This window comes from Azospirillum sp. TSH58, from assembly GCF_003119115.1.
In the GTDB taxonomy this organism is placed as follows: Bacteria; Pseudomonadota; Alphaproteobacteria; order Azospirillales; family Azospirillaceae; genus Azospirillum.
Window position 1 is genome coordinate 357,483 of the sequence record NZ_CP022366.1, and the last position, 14,763, is coordinate 372,245.

The window sequence follows — 14,763 nt, forward strand, 5'->3', positions numbered from 1 at the left end:
CACGACAGCATGGCTAGTCCGGCTTGCGCACCAACGTCGCGATCAGGGAGAGGGCAATGTCCCACCCGGTGTCGCTGCGGGCCGAGCCTTTGTGGATGCGGATGCCATTGCTCGGCTTGGTCTTGCCGATCATGAAGACATCCGACGACACCACGCCGATGCCCCGCTCATAGAGCATTTCGGCGATGGCCGTGGAGTCCTGGGGCGAGTCGAGATCCAGCCAGAGAAACAGGCTTTCCGGATCGCTCTTTGCCAGAGCGCCGCCGCCATCGGCCAGCGCCAGGGGTAGAGTGAGCGGGGCGGCGTGCCCGTGAGGGTGGCTGCCCGGCCAAGACAGCGCTTGGCGCAAGGCCCGTGACGGCATCCAGGCCAACGCGGCCTGTTGCATTTCTCCGCGGGATCGGTACCCTGTGTCGCATCGCCAGCCACGCTGGCCGTAAGCGTTCAACGTCAACCAACGCACTCAACGATCCTCGCCGATCGGAGTGCGTTCGCGTTGCCGAACCACGGCCATCGGCGGGGACCAGTGTGGAGAACACCATGGGTCCCCAAACAAGGCCGGCGTCGGCGCGCGATCCGGCGCAAGGCCGCCTGATCGTCCTGACCGCCGTCCTGTTCGTCTCCTACCTCTGTGTCGCCCTGTCCCTTCCCGTGGTGCCGCTGTTCGTGGCCGGGGATCTCGGGATGGGCAATGTCTGGGCCGGGCTGGGCGTCGGCAGCGCCTTCCTCGCCACCATCCTCAGCCGCGGCTTCGCCGGCACCGTCTCCGACCGCCGGGGCGCCAAGCCCGCGGTCGGGCGGGGCTTGGCCTTCTATGCGGCCGGCGGGCTGGTCTCGATGGCCGCCGCCCCCCTGTCCGCTACGCCCTGGGCGGCCTTTTCCGTGCTGGTGGCGGGCCGCCTGCTCGTCGGCGTCGGCGAAAGCCTCGTCGGTGTCGGGGTGGTCGCCTGGGGAATCGGCATCGTCGGCCCGCAGCGGTCGGGCCGGGTGCTGGCGCTGATCGGGGCGGCGCTCTATGGCGCCTTCGCGGCGGGCGGGCCGCTGGGGCTGGCGCTGTTCGACCGCTTCGGCTTTTCCGGCGTCATGGCGGCCAGCGTGCTGCTTCCCGTCGTCGGGCTTCTGGCGATCCGGCGCATGGAGGGCACCCCGGCCCATCCCGACGCCGAGCGTCCGCCCTTCCGCAGCGTGCTGGGGCGGATCTGGCGGCAGGGCGCCATCGTCAGCCTCCAGGGCATCGGCTTCGCCGCCATCGGCGCCTTCTTCTCGCTGCACTTCGTCCGCGAAGGCTGGCCCTACGCCGGGCTCGGCCTGACCGCCTTCGGCCTCGGCTTCGTGCTCGTCCGTTTCGCGCTGGGCCATCTGCCCGACCGCTTCGGCGGCCTGCGCGTGGCGATGGGGTCGCTGGCGGTGGAGGCGGTCGGGCAGGCGCTGCTGTGGACCGCGGGCGATCCCGTCACCGCGCTGGCCGGCGCCTTCCTGACCGGACTCGGCTGCTCGCTGGTCTTCCCCGCCATGGGCCGCGAGGTCGTCCATCTCGTGGAGCCGCATCTCCGCGGCACCGCGCTCGGCGCCTTCGCGGCCTTCCAGGACGTCGCCTATGGCCTGACCGGACCGCTGGCCGGGCTGCTCGCCGACCAGGTGGGCTACGGCGGCGTCTTCCTGCTGGGAAGCGCCGCCGCCGCGCTGGGTTTCCTGACCACCGTCCAGCTGCTCCGCGCCCGCCCGGTGGTGAAGACCAGCCCGACCTGAGCTAGTCCCCCGCCGCGGCCTTCAGGAGGGTGATGCTGATCCGCCGGTTCTGCGGGGCCAGCGGGTTGGCCGCGTCGAGATGGTCGAGGTCGGCGCGGCCCTCCACCCGGACGATCCGCCGGGCCGGCACGCCTGCGGCGATCAGCTCGCGGCGGGCGGCGTTGGCGCGGTCGCTGGACAGTTCCCAGTTGCCGTACTTCGCCCCGTCCGCATAGCCCAGCGCGTCGGTGTGGCCGGTGATGCTGAGGCGGTTGGGCGACGACGCGACGGCGCCGGCGACCAGCCGCATCAGCCGGCGGCCCTGCTCGTTCATCTGGGCGGAGCCGACGTTGTACATCGACACCTTCGCCTGATCGGTGAGCTGCACGCGCAGGCCGACGGAGGTCTGCTCGATGACCACGCTGCCGGCGAGCGCCCCCAGCTCCGGCATCGTCTCCAGCGCCGTGCGCAGGTCGCGCTCGGCCTTCTCCAGCCCCTGCTGCTCGGTGAGCGCCGCGGTCTGGCGGTCGAGCAGGGCCTCCAGCTCCGCCCGCGCGTCCCGCTCCGACTGGCTCTTGCCGCCGGGCGGGTGGGGCATGGGGTCCTTGCGCCCGGCGGGCTCGCGGTCGCTCTCGCCCAGCGAGGCGACGACGGGCGGCGCGGCCACCGGCACGCTGTGCTCCCCCGGCGCGTTGGGGGTGGACAGCGATCCCGTCTTGTCCACCGCCCGCCCGGCCAGCATGCCGTCGGCGCCCGAGTTGGACTGTGACAGGGCCACCGGGTTGAAGTAGTCGGCGATGCCCTTGCGCTGCTCCACCGTGGTGATGTTCATCAGCCACATGATCAGGAAGAAGGTCATCATCGCCGTCACGAAGTCGGCGTAGGCCAGCTTCCAGGCGCTGTTGTGCTCCTCCTCCTCCTCGCCGTAGCGGCGCTTGATGATGATTGTCGGCTCGATGCGCTTGCGGGCCATGGCGGGGCCTCAGGCGGGCTGGCTCGCCTCGCGGGCCTTTGCCTGCGAGGAGAGGGTGGTGGCGACCTCGACCTCGGCGAGGCTCGGCTGCGTGTCGGCGAACAGCACCTTGCGGGCGAACTCCGCGCAGACCTGCGGGGGGCTGCCGCGCAGATAGGCGCCGAGTGCCGCGCGCACGCAGATGAACAGCGTCAGCTCCGCCTCGCGGCGATGGCGGGCGGCGGCGGCGATCGGGCCGACCAGCCCGTAGGACAGCAGCACGCCGAGGAAGGTGCCGGTCAGCGCCCCGCCGATCATGTGGCCCAGCACCTCCGGCGGCTCGCTGATCGCGCTCATGGCGTTGATGACGCCCAGCACGGCGGCGACGATGCCCAGCGCCGGCAGCGCGTCGGCCAGATTCTGCAACGCCTTGGGCACCTGGTTCAGCTCGCGCCCGATGGTCTCGATCTCCTCGTTCATCAGGGCTTCGAGGTCGTGCGGGTTGTCCTGGCCCAGCGCGATCAGGCGCATGTAGTCGCACAGGAAGGTGACGCAGCGCGGCTGGCGGAAGACCGAGGGGTACTGGGCGAAGATCGGGCTGTCGTCCGGCTTGTCGATGTCGCTCTCGATGTTCGACACGCCCTTGGACTTCGCCTGCCGCAGCAGGGCGTAGAGCAGCGAGATCAGGTCCAGATACTCGTCCTTGCTGGTGTGCCGCCCGCGGGCGACCGCGCCGATGGTGCGCACGGTGGCGCGCAGCACCGCCATGGAGTTGGCGATGACGTAGCCGCCGATGCCGGCGCCGACGATGATGACGATTTCCACGGGCTGCCACAGCACGCCCATCCGCCCGCCCATGGCGGCGAAGCCGCCGAGCACGCTCAGGAAGACCGCGACGATTCCGAACAGCAAACGCATGATGTGAGTCCTCCGGCTCGGCCGAAAAGGGGGATCGGGCTCAGGGAGCCGTCGTGTTGGGCGGAAGCTTTCAGGGCGTCTTCCACCGGCGCACCATGCCGGCCAACGCGTCGGCGGCGGCGAGCTGGCCGCTGACGGTGGCGCTGGACAGCGGCTTGCCCGCCGGGTCGGGCGGGACGGCCAGGGCGTCGAGCAGACCGGCCCAGCGGGTTCCGGCCAGCGCCTTGCCGTGGCGTTCCGCGGCGGCGGCGACCGCCGCGTCGTCGCCCGCCCGGAAGGCGGCCAGCGCGTGGAAGGCGATGTCGTCCGGCAGGGGCGCGCCGGGTCCACTGGCCGGCCCGCCCAGCAGTTCGGCGTAGGCGGCGCGGGCCGCCGCCCATTCGCCGGCCCGGAACAGGCTGTCCGCCCGGATGCGCGCCGCCTCCGGACCGGTCAGGCCGCGCAGCGTGTCGAAGGCGCGCATCGCCTCGCCCTCGGTGACGAAGGCCTCGGCGCGCAGCAGGGCGCGGCGCCTGGCAGTCCGAGGGTCGGCGGCGGCGTCCGGCGCGGGACCGGCGGTGTGGTCCAGCACGGCCAGCGCCTCCGCCCCGCGCCCGGCGTCCAGCAGCACGCGGGCCAGCTCCAGCCCGACCGCCGCGCGCTCGGCGCCGCGCGCGGTCTCGGCGACGGTGTGGAGCAGGCGCGCGGCCTCCAGCGTGAAGCCGCCGCGGGCCAGCAGCCGGGCCAGCCGGCGCTGCTGCGTTCCGGCATCGTCGTCGGTCAGCGCCACCGTGCGGCCATAGCGCACCTGGAGGGACAGCGCGTCGAGCGCGCTGCCCGGAGTCGTCTCCAGATGGCCGATCACCGCGTCGAGAAGGCCGCGCCCTGTGGTCAGCGCCGCCCGCCCGCGCGCCGTCGCGCCGAAGCGGCGGCCGAGCAGGCCGAAGATGTCGAGCGCCGCGTCGATCCGCCCGGCGCGGGTGTAGGCGGCGCCCAGCGCGGCCAGCGCGTCCGTCTCCACATCGCCGCCGCGCCAGGCGTAGCGCAGGCTTTCCAGCTCCGCGATGGCGCCGGGATCGTCCAGCGCGCCGCTGGCCAGCCGCAGCTCGATGGAGCGCACCTGGGCGCGGTGCCCGTAGAGGTTCGGCAGTGCGGCGGCCCGCTTGTAGTGGGTTAGCGCTTCCGCCGTCTCGTTGTGCAGCTCCGCCAGACGACCGCGGAAGAAGTCGAGCCGCCCGTCGGTGGCGCCGATGCCGTCCAGCGTGATCATCTCCAGCACGATCAGGTTCAGTGACGCGCCGTCCGCCGCCTCGCCCGCCGATTCGGCGAGCAGGGTCAGCAGGCGTCCGCGCAGGTCGGCGGGGTAGGTCAGCAGCCGTTTCAGCGCGATGGGCAGGCTCGACTTCGCCGCGGTCCAGCGGCTGGGGGCCAGGGTGGCGCTGCGCCAGACATGGTGGTCGGCGGCGGCGGGGGAGGGTTGGGCGCGGACGAACTGGCTGTCGTCCGGGTCGGCGGTGCCGTCCAGCGCCCGGAAGGCGTCGCGCAGCAGGCGCAGTTCGTAGCGCTGGTCCGGCCCCGGCGTCAGGCTCTCCGCGGCGTCCAGGGCGGCGCGGCCCTCTTCCGGCAGGGCGCGGGCCAGCGTGAAGCGGGCCATGGCGAGCAGCGCCTCCACCCGCGCGCGGCCCTGGCTCTCGGCGATGCGCTGCTCCAGATGCTGCTTGCGCGCGGGGTAGTCGTCGCCGGCCCAGGCGTCCAGGTCGAAGGCGCGGATCGGCGGGTCGGCCTGGACGGCGGGAGCCGCGACCGGCGGCGGCGCGGCTGACGTTGGCACGGCTGACGGCGGCATGGCCGTTGGCGGCACGGCGGCCACCGTCTTGGCGGGCTCCGGCTTCGGCGGCGGAGCGGGGGGCGGGGCCTTGGCGACCGGTTGCGGCTGGACCGGTGGCGGTGCCTGCACCATGGGCGGCGCCTGCACGACCGGCTGGGCCTGGGCGCTGGCGACCGGGTTCAGCCGCTCGGCGAGGCTGATGGGCGCTGTCTGGGTGGCGGCCGTTGGGGCGGGCGCCGGTTCGGGAGGCGGCGGCGCGATCACCGGAAACACCGACGCGCCGGGCGCCTCGGCGAGCAATGTGGTGTCGGCGGACGCTGGAACCGGGGCGCCGGGCTTGCGCGCCGGTCGCGGCGGGTCGGCCACGTCGATGAAGGTGATCCGCCGCTCCCGGCGCACGGAGACGCGGGCGCCGCAGGGCCACTCCATCGTCAGGCTGCGCCCCTCCTCCGCCGTCTGGAAGCCGGTCAGCCGCCGCGAATAGGTGCCGTTCAGCGCCTCCAGAGGCCAGGGGACCGGTTGCGAAAAGGCGATGCGCCCGCCGCAGCTCCCCACATCGACCGCCGGGGCGCCCTGCGCGTTGACCAGAGCCAGACGCGAGAAGTCGGCGTGGTCGCCCGTCTGCACATTGATGTGGACTGGGATCGCTGCCGGCGCCTCCGCCGCGGCGGGAGGCGTGGTCAGGGCGGTGGTGACCGACAGCAGGGCCAGGGAGATGGACAGGGTCCGGCAGGGATGCATCGCGACTGCCCCAAATTTTATCTAAATCGGAATCAAATCCCCCAAGACACCGATCAGTTCCCGTCGCGGCGCCTCAGGTTGAAACCCGGCTTTAAACTGCATCACCTAGGTTAAGGCGGCGTTCAAACGGAAGGTGTCCGGCGATGGAGAATCCCCTTTACATCGGATTGTCGCGGCAAGTGGCGTTGCGCCGGCAGCTCGATGTCGTGGCGAACAACATCGCCAACATGAACACTGCGGGATTCCGCGGCGAGCGCATGCTGTTCGAAGCGGCGATGGAGCGCGGCGGCATGAAGCCGTCCGACAAGATCGCCTTCACCATCGACCGCGCCACCTACACCGACTTCACCGCCGGCAGCCTGAAGCCCACCGACAACCCCTACGACGTGGCGCTGGACGGCGACGGCTGGCTGCAGGTGCAGACGCCGGACGGCCCGCGCTACACCCGCGACGGGCGGATGCGGCGCGACGTCGACGGGCAGCTCGTGAACGCCGGCGGCTTCCCCTATCTGGACGACAACCAGCAGCCCATCGTCATCCCGGCCGATCGCAGCCGGATGGAGATCGGCACCGACGGGCTGGTCTCCGCCGACAACGAGATGATCGCCCGGCTGCGCGTCGTCCGCTTCGAGAGCCCGCAGGCGCTCGCCCAGACCGGCGACGTGCTGTTCGACGCCGGGGACGCCCAGCCGCTGGCGGCCCCCGACGCCCGGATCATCCAGGGCAAGGTGGAGCAGTCCAACGTCCAGTCCATCGCCGAGATGTCGCGGATGATGGAGCTGACGCGCGACTACCAGTCGGTCACCCGCATGATGGACGACGGGCAGGAGCTGCTGCGCTCCGCCATCAACCGTCTCGGCAAATCCGCTTAAAATCAGGAGATTGCGTCCATGCGCGTGCTCAGCATCGCTTCGACCGGCATGATGGCCCAGCAGTTGAACGTCGAGGTCATCTCCAACAACATCGCCAACATCAACACCACCGCCTTCAAGCGCGGGCGCGCCGAGTTCCAGGACCTGATGTACCAGTCGGAGCGGCGCCAGGGCAGCCAGTCCACCGACGCCGGCACCATCATCCCGACCGGCATCGAGGTCGGCCTCGGCGTGCGTCCGGGGGCGGTCAACCGCATCAACACGACCGGCAACCTGACCTCCACCGGGAACGAGCTGGACCTCGCCATCGAGGGGCGCGGCTATTTCAACATCCGCATGCCCGCGGGCGAGACCGCCTACACCCGCGCCGGCGGCTTCAAGCTGTCGCCGGAGGGCACCATCGTGACCAGCGACGGCCACCCGGTGCTGCCGGAGGTCACCGTGCCGCAGGGCACGCGGGAGATCGCCGTGAACGCGTCGGGCGAGGTGCAGGCCTTCGTCGACGGGCAGACCCGCCCGCGCGTGCTGGGCCAGCTCGTGATGACCGTGTTCGTCAACGAATCCGGGCTGGAGGCGATGGGCGACAACCTCTACCGGTCCACCCCCGCCTCGGGCGAGCCGCAGGACGGCACCGGCGGGCAGGCGGGCTTCGGCACGATCCGGCAGAAGTATCTGGAATCCTCCAACGTCAACGTCGTCCAGGAGATCACCGAACTCATCTCGGCCCAGCGCGCCTACGAGATGAACGCGAAGGTGGTCGAGGCCGGCGACCAGATGGCCTCCACCCTCTCCAACATGCGGTGACCGCCATGCGGCGTTCCGTTCGGCGTCTCACCGGCTTCGCGTTGGCCCTGCATCTGCTCTGCGCGCCCGCCCAGGCGGCCACTCTCTCCGACGGCGAGGGCGCCGTGGAGGCGCTGCTGGCGCAGGAGCTGGCGGCCTCGCTCGGCCCGGCGGTGCCGCCGGACGCGCGGGTCTCGGTGGTGCTGACCGTGCCCTTCTCCGGCCCGGTGGAGGCGGTGCGCGACCTGTCCTACGACCCGCGCGGCGGGCTGGTCCGCGCGCTGGTCAGCAGCAACGGGCGCATCGTCGAGGTGAAGGCCAAGGCCGACATCATGGTCGAGGTGCCGGTGCCGACGCGCCGCATCCTGCCCGGCGAGGTGATCGCCGACAGCGACCTGACCACCATCCCGATGCCGCTGGAGCGGCTGAATGGCGCCGTCATTACTTCGCGCGACAGCTTGGCCGGGCTGGCCAGCCGCCGCCAGCTCTCCGCCGGGCGGCTGATCCAGACCTCCGCGGTCGGCGCCCCGCTGGTGGTCCAGCGCAACAAGCCGGTCAGCCTCGTCTACGAGGACGGGCCGCTGCAGTTGATGGCGCGCGGCCGCGCCCTGCAGGACGGCGGGGTGGGGGAGCTGGTGCGGGTGATGAACGTCGCCAGCAACATCGTCGTCACCGGCACCATCACCGGGCCGCAGACCGTCACGGTCGCCGGGCCGCCCGAGGCCATGCCATGAAAGCGCTTTTCCAGCGTCAGTTCCGCGAAGACGCATGGCCGCCAACGCCGGCAAGCCAGACCCCCACCCCAACCCTCCCCCGCTGGGCGGAGGAGGGAGCAAGTGCTTGTTGGGAAAGACAGCGGCAGTCCCTCCCCCGCCCAGCGGGGGAGGTAGGGTGGGGGCACGCCTCTGCGCCCGTCAGGCTCCAATCAAGGACACCCCCCATGCGCACGCTTCCGCCCCGCCGCGTCCTGCTTCCCTTCCTCGCCCTGACGGTGGCGCTCGCCGGCTGCGGGCGGCTGGCCGACGTGGGGCAGGCGCCGCGCCTGTCGGAAATCTCCAACCCCGCCATGGCGCCGGAGGCGCGCGTCATCTCCATGCCGATGCCGCGCCCCAACACCAACGAGCAGGTGCCGAGTTCGCTGTGGCGCACCGGGTCCCGCGACTTCTTCCGCGACCCGCGGGCCAAGCAGGTGGGCGACCTGCTGACCGTCATCATCAACATCGCCGATCAGGCGCAATTGCAGAACCAGACGCAGCGCCAGCGCTCCAACGCCGAATCGGCGGGCGTGCCGAACTTCTTCGGGCTGGAGTCGCGGCTGCCCGCCGTGCTGCCCGACGCGGTGAACCCGTCCAGCCTCGTCGACATGGACAGCTCCTCCTCCTCCTCCGGCACCGGGACGATCCAGCGCAACGAGCGCATCGCCATGCGCGCCGCGGCGGTGGTGACCGAGGTGCTGCCCAACGGCAACTTCGTGATCGCCGGCCGGCAGGAGGTGCGGGTGAATTACGAGCTGCGCGAGATGCGCATCGCCGGGGTCATCCGGCCCGAGGACATCACCAACGTGAACACCATCGACTACGACAAGATCGCCGAGGCGCGGATCACCTACGGCGGGCGCGGCCAGATCACCGACGTCCAGCAGCCGCGCTACGGCCAGCAGGTCTTCGACATCATCATGCCCTTCTGAGCGGAGGGGAGACGCGACCATGCCGCAACGCCCCGGACCCAGCCGTTACTCGGTCTTCGTGCTCTGCGCCGCGCTGGCGGCGGCGGTCGGCTACGGCATCGGGCGCCTGCAGCTGACGCTCGGCGCCGACGAGAAGGCCGCGGCGGAGCAGCAGGCCGGCGCCGGGCCGGACCTGCCCGCCGACGGTCCCGGCCCCTTCTATGTGGAGGTCGGCCAACTGATGGTGCCGGTGCTGGTGGAGGGCCGCACCAACGCCTTCATCCTGACCCAGATCACCTTGCAGACGGGCAGCGTCGAGCAATCCAATCTGCTGCGCCGCCATCTTCCCCACGCGCGCAACGCCCTGCTGCAGGCCCTGTTCGGCATGGCGGGGGCGGGCGCCTTCGACGGCCCGTCGGTCGATCCCGCCGCCGTCGCCAGATCCCTGAAGCAGGCCGCCGCCGAGCAGCTCGGCCCCGATCTGGTGCGCGGCGTGCTGATCGACCGCCTGATGCGCCAGGAAAACACCCGGCTGTAATCCGTCCCACCCCGGTTCGCTTCGTCAGCCCCTTCCCCGCGCCCAGCGGGGAAGGGGTTTTGCGTTGGTGTGCGGCAAAACGTCCAGAACGACGAAAGTACCGGTACTTAGGGATGGAGTCAGTGCCGGGACTTGACCTCGGTCAAGCCACTCATCATGCGAAAGGATGAAGCTCCGCGGCGATACCGTTCGATCAATCCATGGGACCGCCATGAACGCGCCGCCCGCCCGCACCGCCGACACCGCCGCTCCGACCCGCCGCTTCGAGGGGCTGGTCTTCTTCGTCCTGTCCATCCTGATCTGGCCGTTCCTGGCGATCGGTCTGGTCGGGGCCTACGGCTTCTCCGTCTGGATGTACCAGATCCTGTCCCACTCCGGCGGGATGTGAGGCGGCCATGCCCGAACTGCACATTTCCAGCCTCGTCATCCAGCACGCGCCGGACCGCACCGCCGCCCTGAAGGAGGTGGTTTGCGCGCTCGCCGGCGCCGAATGGCACGCGTCGGAGAACGGCAAGGCCATCGTCACGCTGGAAACCGCGACCGAGGCCGAGGTTCTGGACCGCATCGCCGACATCAACGCGATGGCGGGCGTCCACACCACCACGCTGGTCTACCACCACTACGAGGACGCCGAGCGCTGCGCGGAGCCGATGCCCGCCGACACCGCTCTCGTCCCTCACGCCCATTGACGTCCGTCCAAGACAAGACGACCCGCCCCAGGAGGCACCCCCCTATGTCCCTGACCCGCCGTGATTACCTGAAGGTCCAAGCCGCCGTGACCGCGGCGGCGGCGGCCGGCGTGAGCCTGCCGGCCGCCCTCCAGACCGCCGAGGCCGGCACCCTGACGGCCGGTGCCGACGCCAAGCTCACCTGGTCCAAGGCCCCCTGCCGCTTCTGCGGCACCGGCTGCGGCGTCATGGTCGGCGTGAAGGAGGGGCGCATCGTCGCCACCCACGGCGACGTGAAGGCCGAGGTCAACCGCGGCCTGAACTGCGTGAAGGGCTATTTCCTGTCCAAGATCATGTACGGCGAGGACCGGCTGACCCAGCCGCTGCTGCGCATGAAGGACGGCCAGTTCCACAAGGAAGGCGAATTCACCCCGATCACCTGGGACCAGGCCTTCGACATCATGGCCACCAAGTGGAAGGAGACCCTGAAGAAGAAGGGCCCGACCGCGGTGGGCATGTTCGGCTCCGGCCAGTGGACGATCATGGAAGGCTACGCCGCCTCCAAGTTCATGAAGGCGGGCCTGCGCTCCAACAACCTGGACCCCAACGCCCGCCACTGCATGGCGTCGGCGGTGGTCGGCTTCATGCGCACCTTCGGCATGGACGAGCCGATGGGCTGCTACGACGACATGGAGCAGGCCGACGCCTTCGTGCTGTGGGGCTCCAACATGGCGGAGATGCACCCCATCCTGTGGACCCGCGTCACCGACCGCCGGCTGACCCATGAGGGCTGCAAGGTCGCCGTCCTGTCCACCTACGAACACCGCAGCTTCGACCTCGCCGACATCGGTCTGGTCTTCACGCCGCAGTCGGATCTGGCGATCCTCAACTACATCGCCAACCACATCATCAAGACGGGCCGGGTGAACCAGGAGTTCATCGCCAGGCACGTCAACTTCAAGCGCGGCCGCGACGACATCGGTTACGGCCTGCGGCCCGAGCATCCGCTGGAGCAGAAGGCGAAGAACGTCGCCAAGGCCAACGAGTCCGACCCGATCTCCTTCGAGGAGTTCGCCAAGTTCGTCGAGCCCTACACGCTGGAGAAGGCGCACGAGCTGTCGGGCGTGCCGAAGAACCGGCTGGAGGCGCTGGCCGAGCTGTACGCCGACCCCAAGGTGAAGGTCATGTCCTTCTGGACCATGGGCTTCAACCAGCACACCCGCGGCGTCTGGGCCAACAACCTCGTCTACAACATCCATCTGCTGACCGGGAAGATCAGCCAGCCGGGCTGCGGTCCCTTCTCGCTGACCGGCCAGCCCTCGGCCTGCGGCACGGCGCGCGAGGTCGGCACCTTCTCGCACCGGCTGCCCGCCGACATGGTGGTCACCAACCCGGAGCACCGCAAGCACGCCGAGGAGATCTGGAAGCTGCCCGAAGGCACGATCCCGGACAAGGTCGGCTACCACGCCGTCCAGCAGGACCGCATGCTGAAGGACGGCAAGCTCAACGCCTACTGGGTCCAGTGCAACAACAACATGCAGACGGCGCCGAACACGGCGAACGAGACCTATCTGGGCTACCGGAACCCGGAAAACTTCATCGTCGTGTCGGACGCCTACCCGACGGTGACGGCGCTCGCCGCCGACCTGATCCTGCCGACCGCCATGTGGGTGGAGAAGGAAGGCGGCTACGGCAACGCGGAACGCCGCACCCAGGTCTGGCACCAGCTCGTCGGCGCGCCCGGCGAGGCGCGCTCCGACCTCTGGCAGATCATCGAGTTCTCCAAGCGCTTCGCGATCGAGGAGGTGTGGCCGGAGGAACTGATCGCCAAGAAGCCGGAGGTCCGCGGCAAGACGCTTTACGACGTGCTGTACTGCAACGGCCAGGTCAACGCCTTCCCGCTGTCGGACTGCGACCCCGCCTATGAGAACCGGGAATCGCAGGCCTTCGGCTTCTACGTCCACAAGGGCCTGTTCGAGGAATACGCCACCTTCGGGCGCGGCCACGGCCACGACCTCGCCCCCTATGACATGTACCACCAGGAGCGCGGCCTGCGCTGGCCGGTGGTGAACGGCAAGGAGACGAAGTGGCGCTACCGCGAGGGCTTCGACCCCTACGTTCCGGCGGGCGAGGGCGTGCGCTTCTACGGCAACAAGGACGGCAAGGCGAACATCTTCGCGCTGCCCTATGAGCCGGCGGCGGAATCGCCGGACAAGGACTACCCGTTCTGGCTCTGCACCGGCCGCGTGGTCGAGCATTGGCACTCCGGCTCCATGACGCTGCGCGTTCCGGAACTGCGCAAGGCCTTCCCCAACGCCGTCGTCTTCATCCATCCCGACGACGCCAAGGACCTGAACCTGCGGCGCGGGCAGGAGGTGCGCATCGCCTCCCGCCGTGGCGAGGTGCGGGTGCGGGTCGAGACGCGGGGCCGCAACAAGCCGCCGCGGGGCCTCGTCTTCGTGCCCTTCTTCGACCACACGGTGCTCATCAACAAGGTGACGCTGGACGCCACCGACCCGCTGAGCAAGCAGACCGACTTCAAGAAATGCGCGGTCAAGATCATTCCTGTCGCGTGAGGAGCCCGTCCATGAAGACCCGCATCACCTTTGCCGCCCTCGCGCTGGCCGCGGCCATGCCGCTTCTGGTGTCCGGCGTGTTCGCCGCGGACGGGGCCGCCCCCGCGAAGGTTCCCTCCGGCCCGCATCCGATCACCCAGGAGATCCCCGCCGACCCGATGGCGAAGGAGATCACCGACGATCACAAGCGGGCGCGGAACTACGCCGACCAGCCGCCGCTGATCCCGCACGCGATCCGCGACTACCAGATCGACCTGAACATCAACAAATGCATGACCTGCCATGACCGCAAGAACACCGAGGGCTCGCAGGCCCCGATGATCTCGGTCACCCACTTCCAGGACCGCGACGGCCAGACGCTGGGCGCGGTCAGCCCGCGGCGCTACTTCTGCACCCAGTGCCACGTGCCGCAGACCGACGCCCAGCCGATCACCGGCAACCGCTTCCGCGACATCGACAGCATCCTGGCGGGCGGAAAGGCCGGCGGAAAGGAAGGCGCCAAATGAAGGGCCTTCTGAGTCTCGCCGGACGCTTCTGGCGCGTCTTCTCGCGGCCCAGCGTGCATTTCAGCCTGGGCTTCCTGACGCTCGGCGGCTTCCTGGCCGGCGTGATGTTCTGGGGCGGCTTCAACACCGCCCTGGAGGTCACCAACAAGGAGGCCTTCTGCATCTCCTGCCACGAGATGAAGAACAACCCCTACGAGGAGCTGAAGCAGACCATCCACTTCACCAACCGCTCCGGCGTGCGGGCGACCTGCCCGGACTGCCACGTCCCGCACGACTGGACGCACAAGATCGGCCGCAAGATGCAGGCGTCGAAGGAGGTCTGGGGCAAGATCTTCGGCACCATCGACACCCGCGAGAAGTTCCTGGACAAGCGGCTGGAACTGGCCACCCACGAATGGGACCGGCTGAAATCCAACAACTCCCTGGAATGCCGCAACTGTCACAGCGCGGAATCCATGGACATCACCCGCCAGAACCCGCGGGCGGCCAAGATGCATGAGACCTACCTGTTCACCGGCGAGCGGACCTGCATCGATTGCCACAAGGGCATCGCCCACCGGCTTCCCGACATGAAGGGTGTCGAGCCCGGCTGGACCGGAGCGGTTTCAGCGAACTGAACCACCAAGGGTTGATTTTCGGCCCCGGCCTCTCCGTCTCGCGACGGAGGGGCCGCAGGCGTTTCGAATATTATCTACTATGATAACATGCGCAGGGTCATTTTTCGACCCAGAGTGTGATTTTAAAATTCTAATGTAATCCATAAGCTGTTTTTCTCGTGATCTGGTTACTCATAAGAAGAATGGCTATGGTCGGTGCGAGAGAATCTTTCTCATGGCATTGCGGCGCCATCTCTAAGATCTTGTTTTTACGGGAATTTACGTGCGACATGTTGTCGCATAAGATGTTTTAATGGGATTAAATGCAGTTTATGATTTTGTCGTATGTGCGCCGTGTCACTTAATGGCGTGCTTTGCAGCGTCGGCGGCATCTACAAAATATACAGGATTA

Annotated in this window: 15 protein-coding genes; 11 read left to right on the plus strand and 4 right to left on the minus strand. The window is 69.4% G+C overall.

Annotated elements, in window-relative coordinates; all coding sequences use genetic code 11:
• Positions 1–13 precede the first annotated feature (13 nt).
• Positions 14–388 (minus strand): hypothetical protein, encoded by a 375-nt coding sequence (locus TSH58p_RS20250; protein WP_109070360.1) that lies wholly within the window; start codon positions 386–388, stop codon positions 14–16.
• Between the two features lie 152 nt (positions 389–540).
• On the opposite strand from TSH58p_RS20250, the gene TSH58p_RS20255 reads away from it, so the two are divergent.
• Positions 541–1,749 carry an arabinose transporter gene (locus tag TSH58p_RS20255; protein ID WP_109070359.1) on the plus strand — a complete coding sequence of 403 codons (1,209 nt, stop codon included), beginning with the start codon at positions 541–543 and terminating at the stop codon, positions 1,747–1,749.
• A 1-nt stretch (position 1,750) separates the two neighbouring features.
• Here the strand turns inward: TSH58p_RS20255 and TSH58p_RS20260 are convergent, their stop codons facing one another.
• From TSH58p_RS20260 to TSH58p_RS20270, 3 genes are all read right to left on the minus strand, one after another.
• On the minus strand, positions 1,751–2,701 hold the full coding sequence (locus TSH58p_RS20260; protein WP_109070358.1) for a flagellar motor protein MotB: 951 nt from the start codon (positions 2,699–2,701) through the stop codon (positions 1,751–1,753).
• A gap of 9 nt (positions 2,702–2,710) precedes the next feature.
• On the minus strand, positions 2,711–3,598 hold the full coding sequence (motA, locus tag TSH58p_RS20265) for a flagellar motor stator protein MotA (RefSeq protein ID WP_109070357.1): 888 nt from the start codon (positions 3,596–3,598) through the stop codon (positions 2,711–2,713).
• Between the two features lie 70 nt (positions 3,599–3,668).
• A complete protein-coding gene (locus tag TSH58p_RS20270; protein ID WP_282183618.1) occupies positions 3,669–6,146 on the minus strand; it encodes a hypothetical protein in 2,478 nt (825 codons plus the stop codon).
• Between the two features lie 143 nt (positions 6,147–6,289).
• On the opposite strand from TSH58p_RS20270, the gene flgF reads away from it, so the two are divergent.
• From flgF to TSH58p_RS20320, 10 genes are all read left to right on the plus strand, one after another.
• On the plus strand, positions 6,290–7,018 hold the full coding sequence (flgF, locus tag TSH58p_RS20275; protein ID WP_109070356.1) for a flagellar basal-body rod protein FlgF: 729 nt from the start codon (positions 6,290–6,292) through the stop codon (positions 7,016–7,018).
• Positions 7,019–7,036: 18 nt separating this feature from the next.
• Positions 7,037–7,822, plus strand: coding sequence for a flagellar basal-body rod protein FlgG (gene flgG / locus TSH58p_RS20280; RefSeq protein WP_109070355.1), 786 nt, complete (start codon positions 7,037–7,039; stop codon positions 7,820–7,822).
• A 5-nt stretch (positions 7,823–7,827) separates the two neighbouring features.
• A complete protein-coding gene (flgA, locus tag TSH58p_RS20285; RefSeq protein ID WP_247874059.1) occupies positions 7,828–8,535 on the plus strand; it encodes a flagellar basal body P-ring formation chaperone FlgA in 708 nt (235 codons plus the stop codon).
• A gap of 206 nt (positions 8,536–8,741) precedes the next feature.
• Complete coding sequence (gene flgH, locus TSH58p_RS20290) at positions 8,742–9,488, plus strand: flagellar basal body L-ring protein FlgH (RefSeq protein WP_109070353.1); 747 nt, start codon at positions 8,742–8,744, stop codon at positions 9,486–9,488.
• A gap of 19 nt (positions 9,489–9,507) precedes the next feature.
• Positions 9,508–10,005: a hypothetical protein gene (locus TSH58p_RS20295; RefSeq protein WP_109070352.1), complete on the plus strand. Its 498-nt coding sequence runs from the start codon at positions 9,508–9,510 to the stop codon at positions 10,003–10,005.
• A gap of 211 nt (positions 10,006–10,216) precedes the next feature.
• Complete coding sequence (locus TSH58p_RS20300) at positions 10,217–10,393, plus strand: periplasmic nitrate reductase, NapE protein (RefSeq protein ID WP_109070351.1); 177 nt, start codon at positions 10,217–10,219, stop codon at positions 10,391–10,393.
• 7 nt (positions 10,394–10,400) lie between these two features.
• Positions 10,401–10,694 (plus strand): chaperone NapD, encoded by a 294-nt coding sequence (locus TSH58p_RS20305; RefSeq protein ID WP_109070350.1) that lies wholly within the window; start codon positions 10,401–10,403, stop codon positions 10,692–10,694.
• 44 nt (positions 10,695–10,738) lie between these two features.
• The gene (gene napA / locus TSH58p_RS20310; RefSeq protein WP_109070349.1) at positions 10,739–13,249 is read left to right on the plus strand and encodes a nitrate reductase catalytic subunit NapA; all 2,511 of its coding nucleotides are present in this window, start codon (positions 10,739–10,741) and stop codon (positions 13,247–13,249) included.
• 11 nt (positions 13,250–13,260) lie between these two features.
• Positions 13,261–13,755, plus strand: a complete 495-nt coding sequence (locus tag TSH58p_RS20315) for a nitrate reductase cytochrome c-type subunit (RefSeq protein ID WP_109070348.1) — start codon at positions 13,261–13,263, stop codon at positions 13,753–13,755.
• The gene (locus TSH58p_RS20320) at positions 13,752–14,372 is read left to right on the plus strand and encodes a NapC/NirT family cytochrome c (protein ID WP_109070347.1); all 621 of its coding nucleotides are present in this window, start codon (positions 13,752–13,754) and stop codon (positions 14,370–14,372) included. The genes TSH58p_RS20315 and TSH58p_RS20320 overlap by 4 nt, the downstream gene beginning before the upstream one ends.
• The last annotated feature ends 391 nt before the right edge of the window (positions 14,373–14,763 follow it).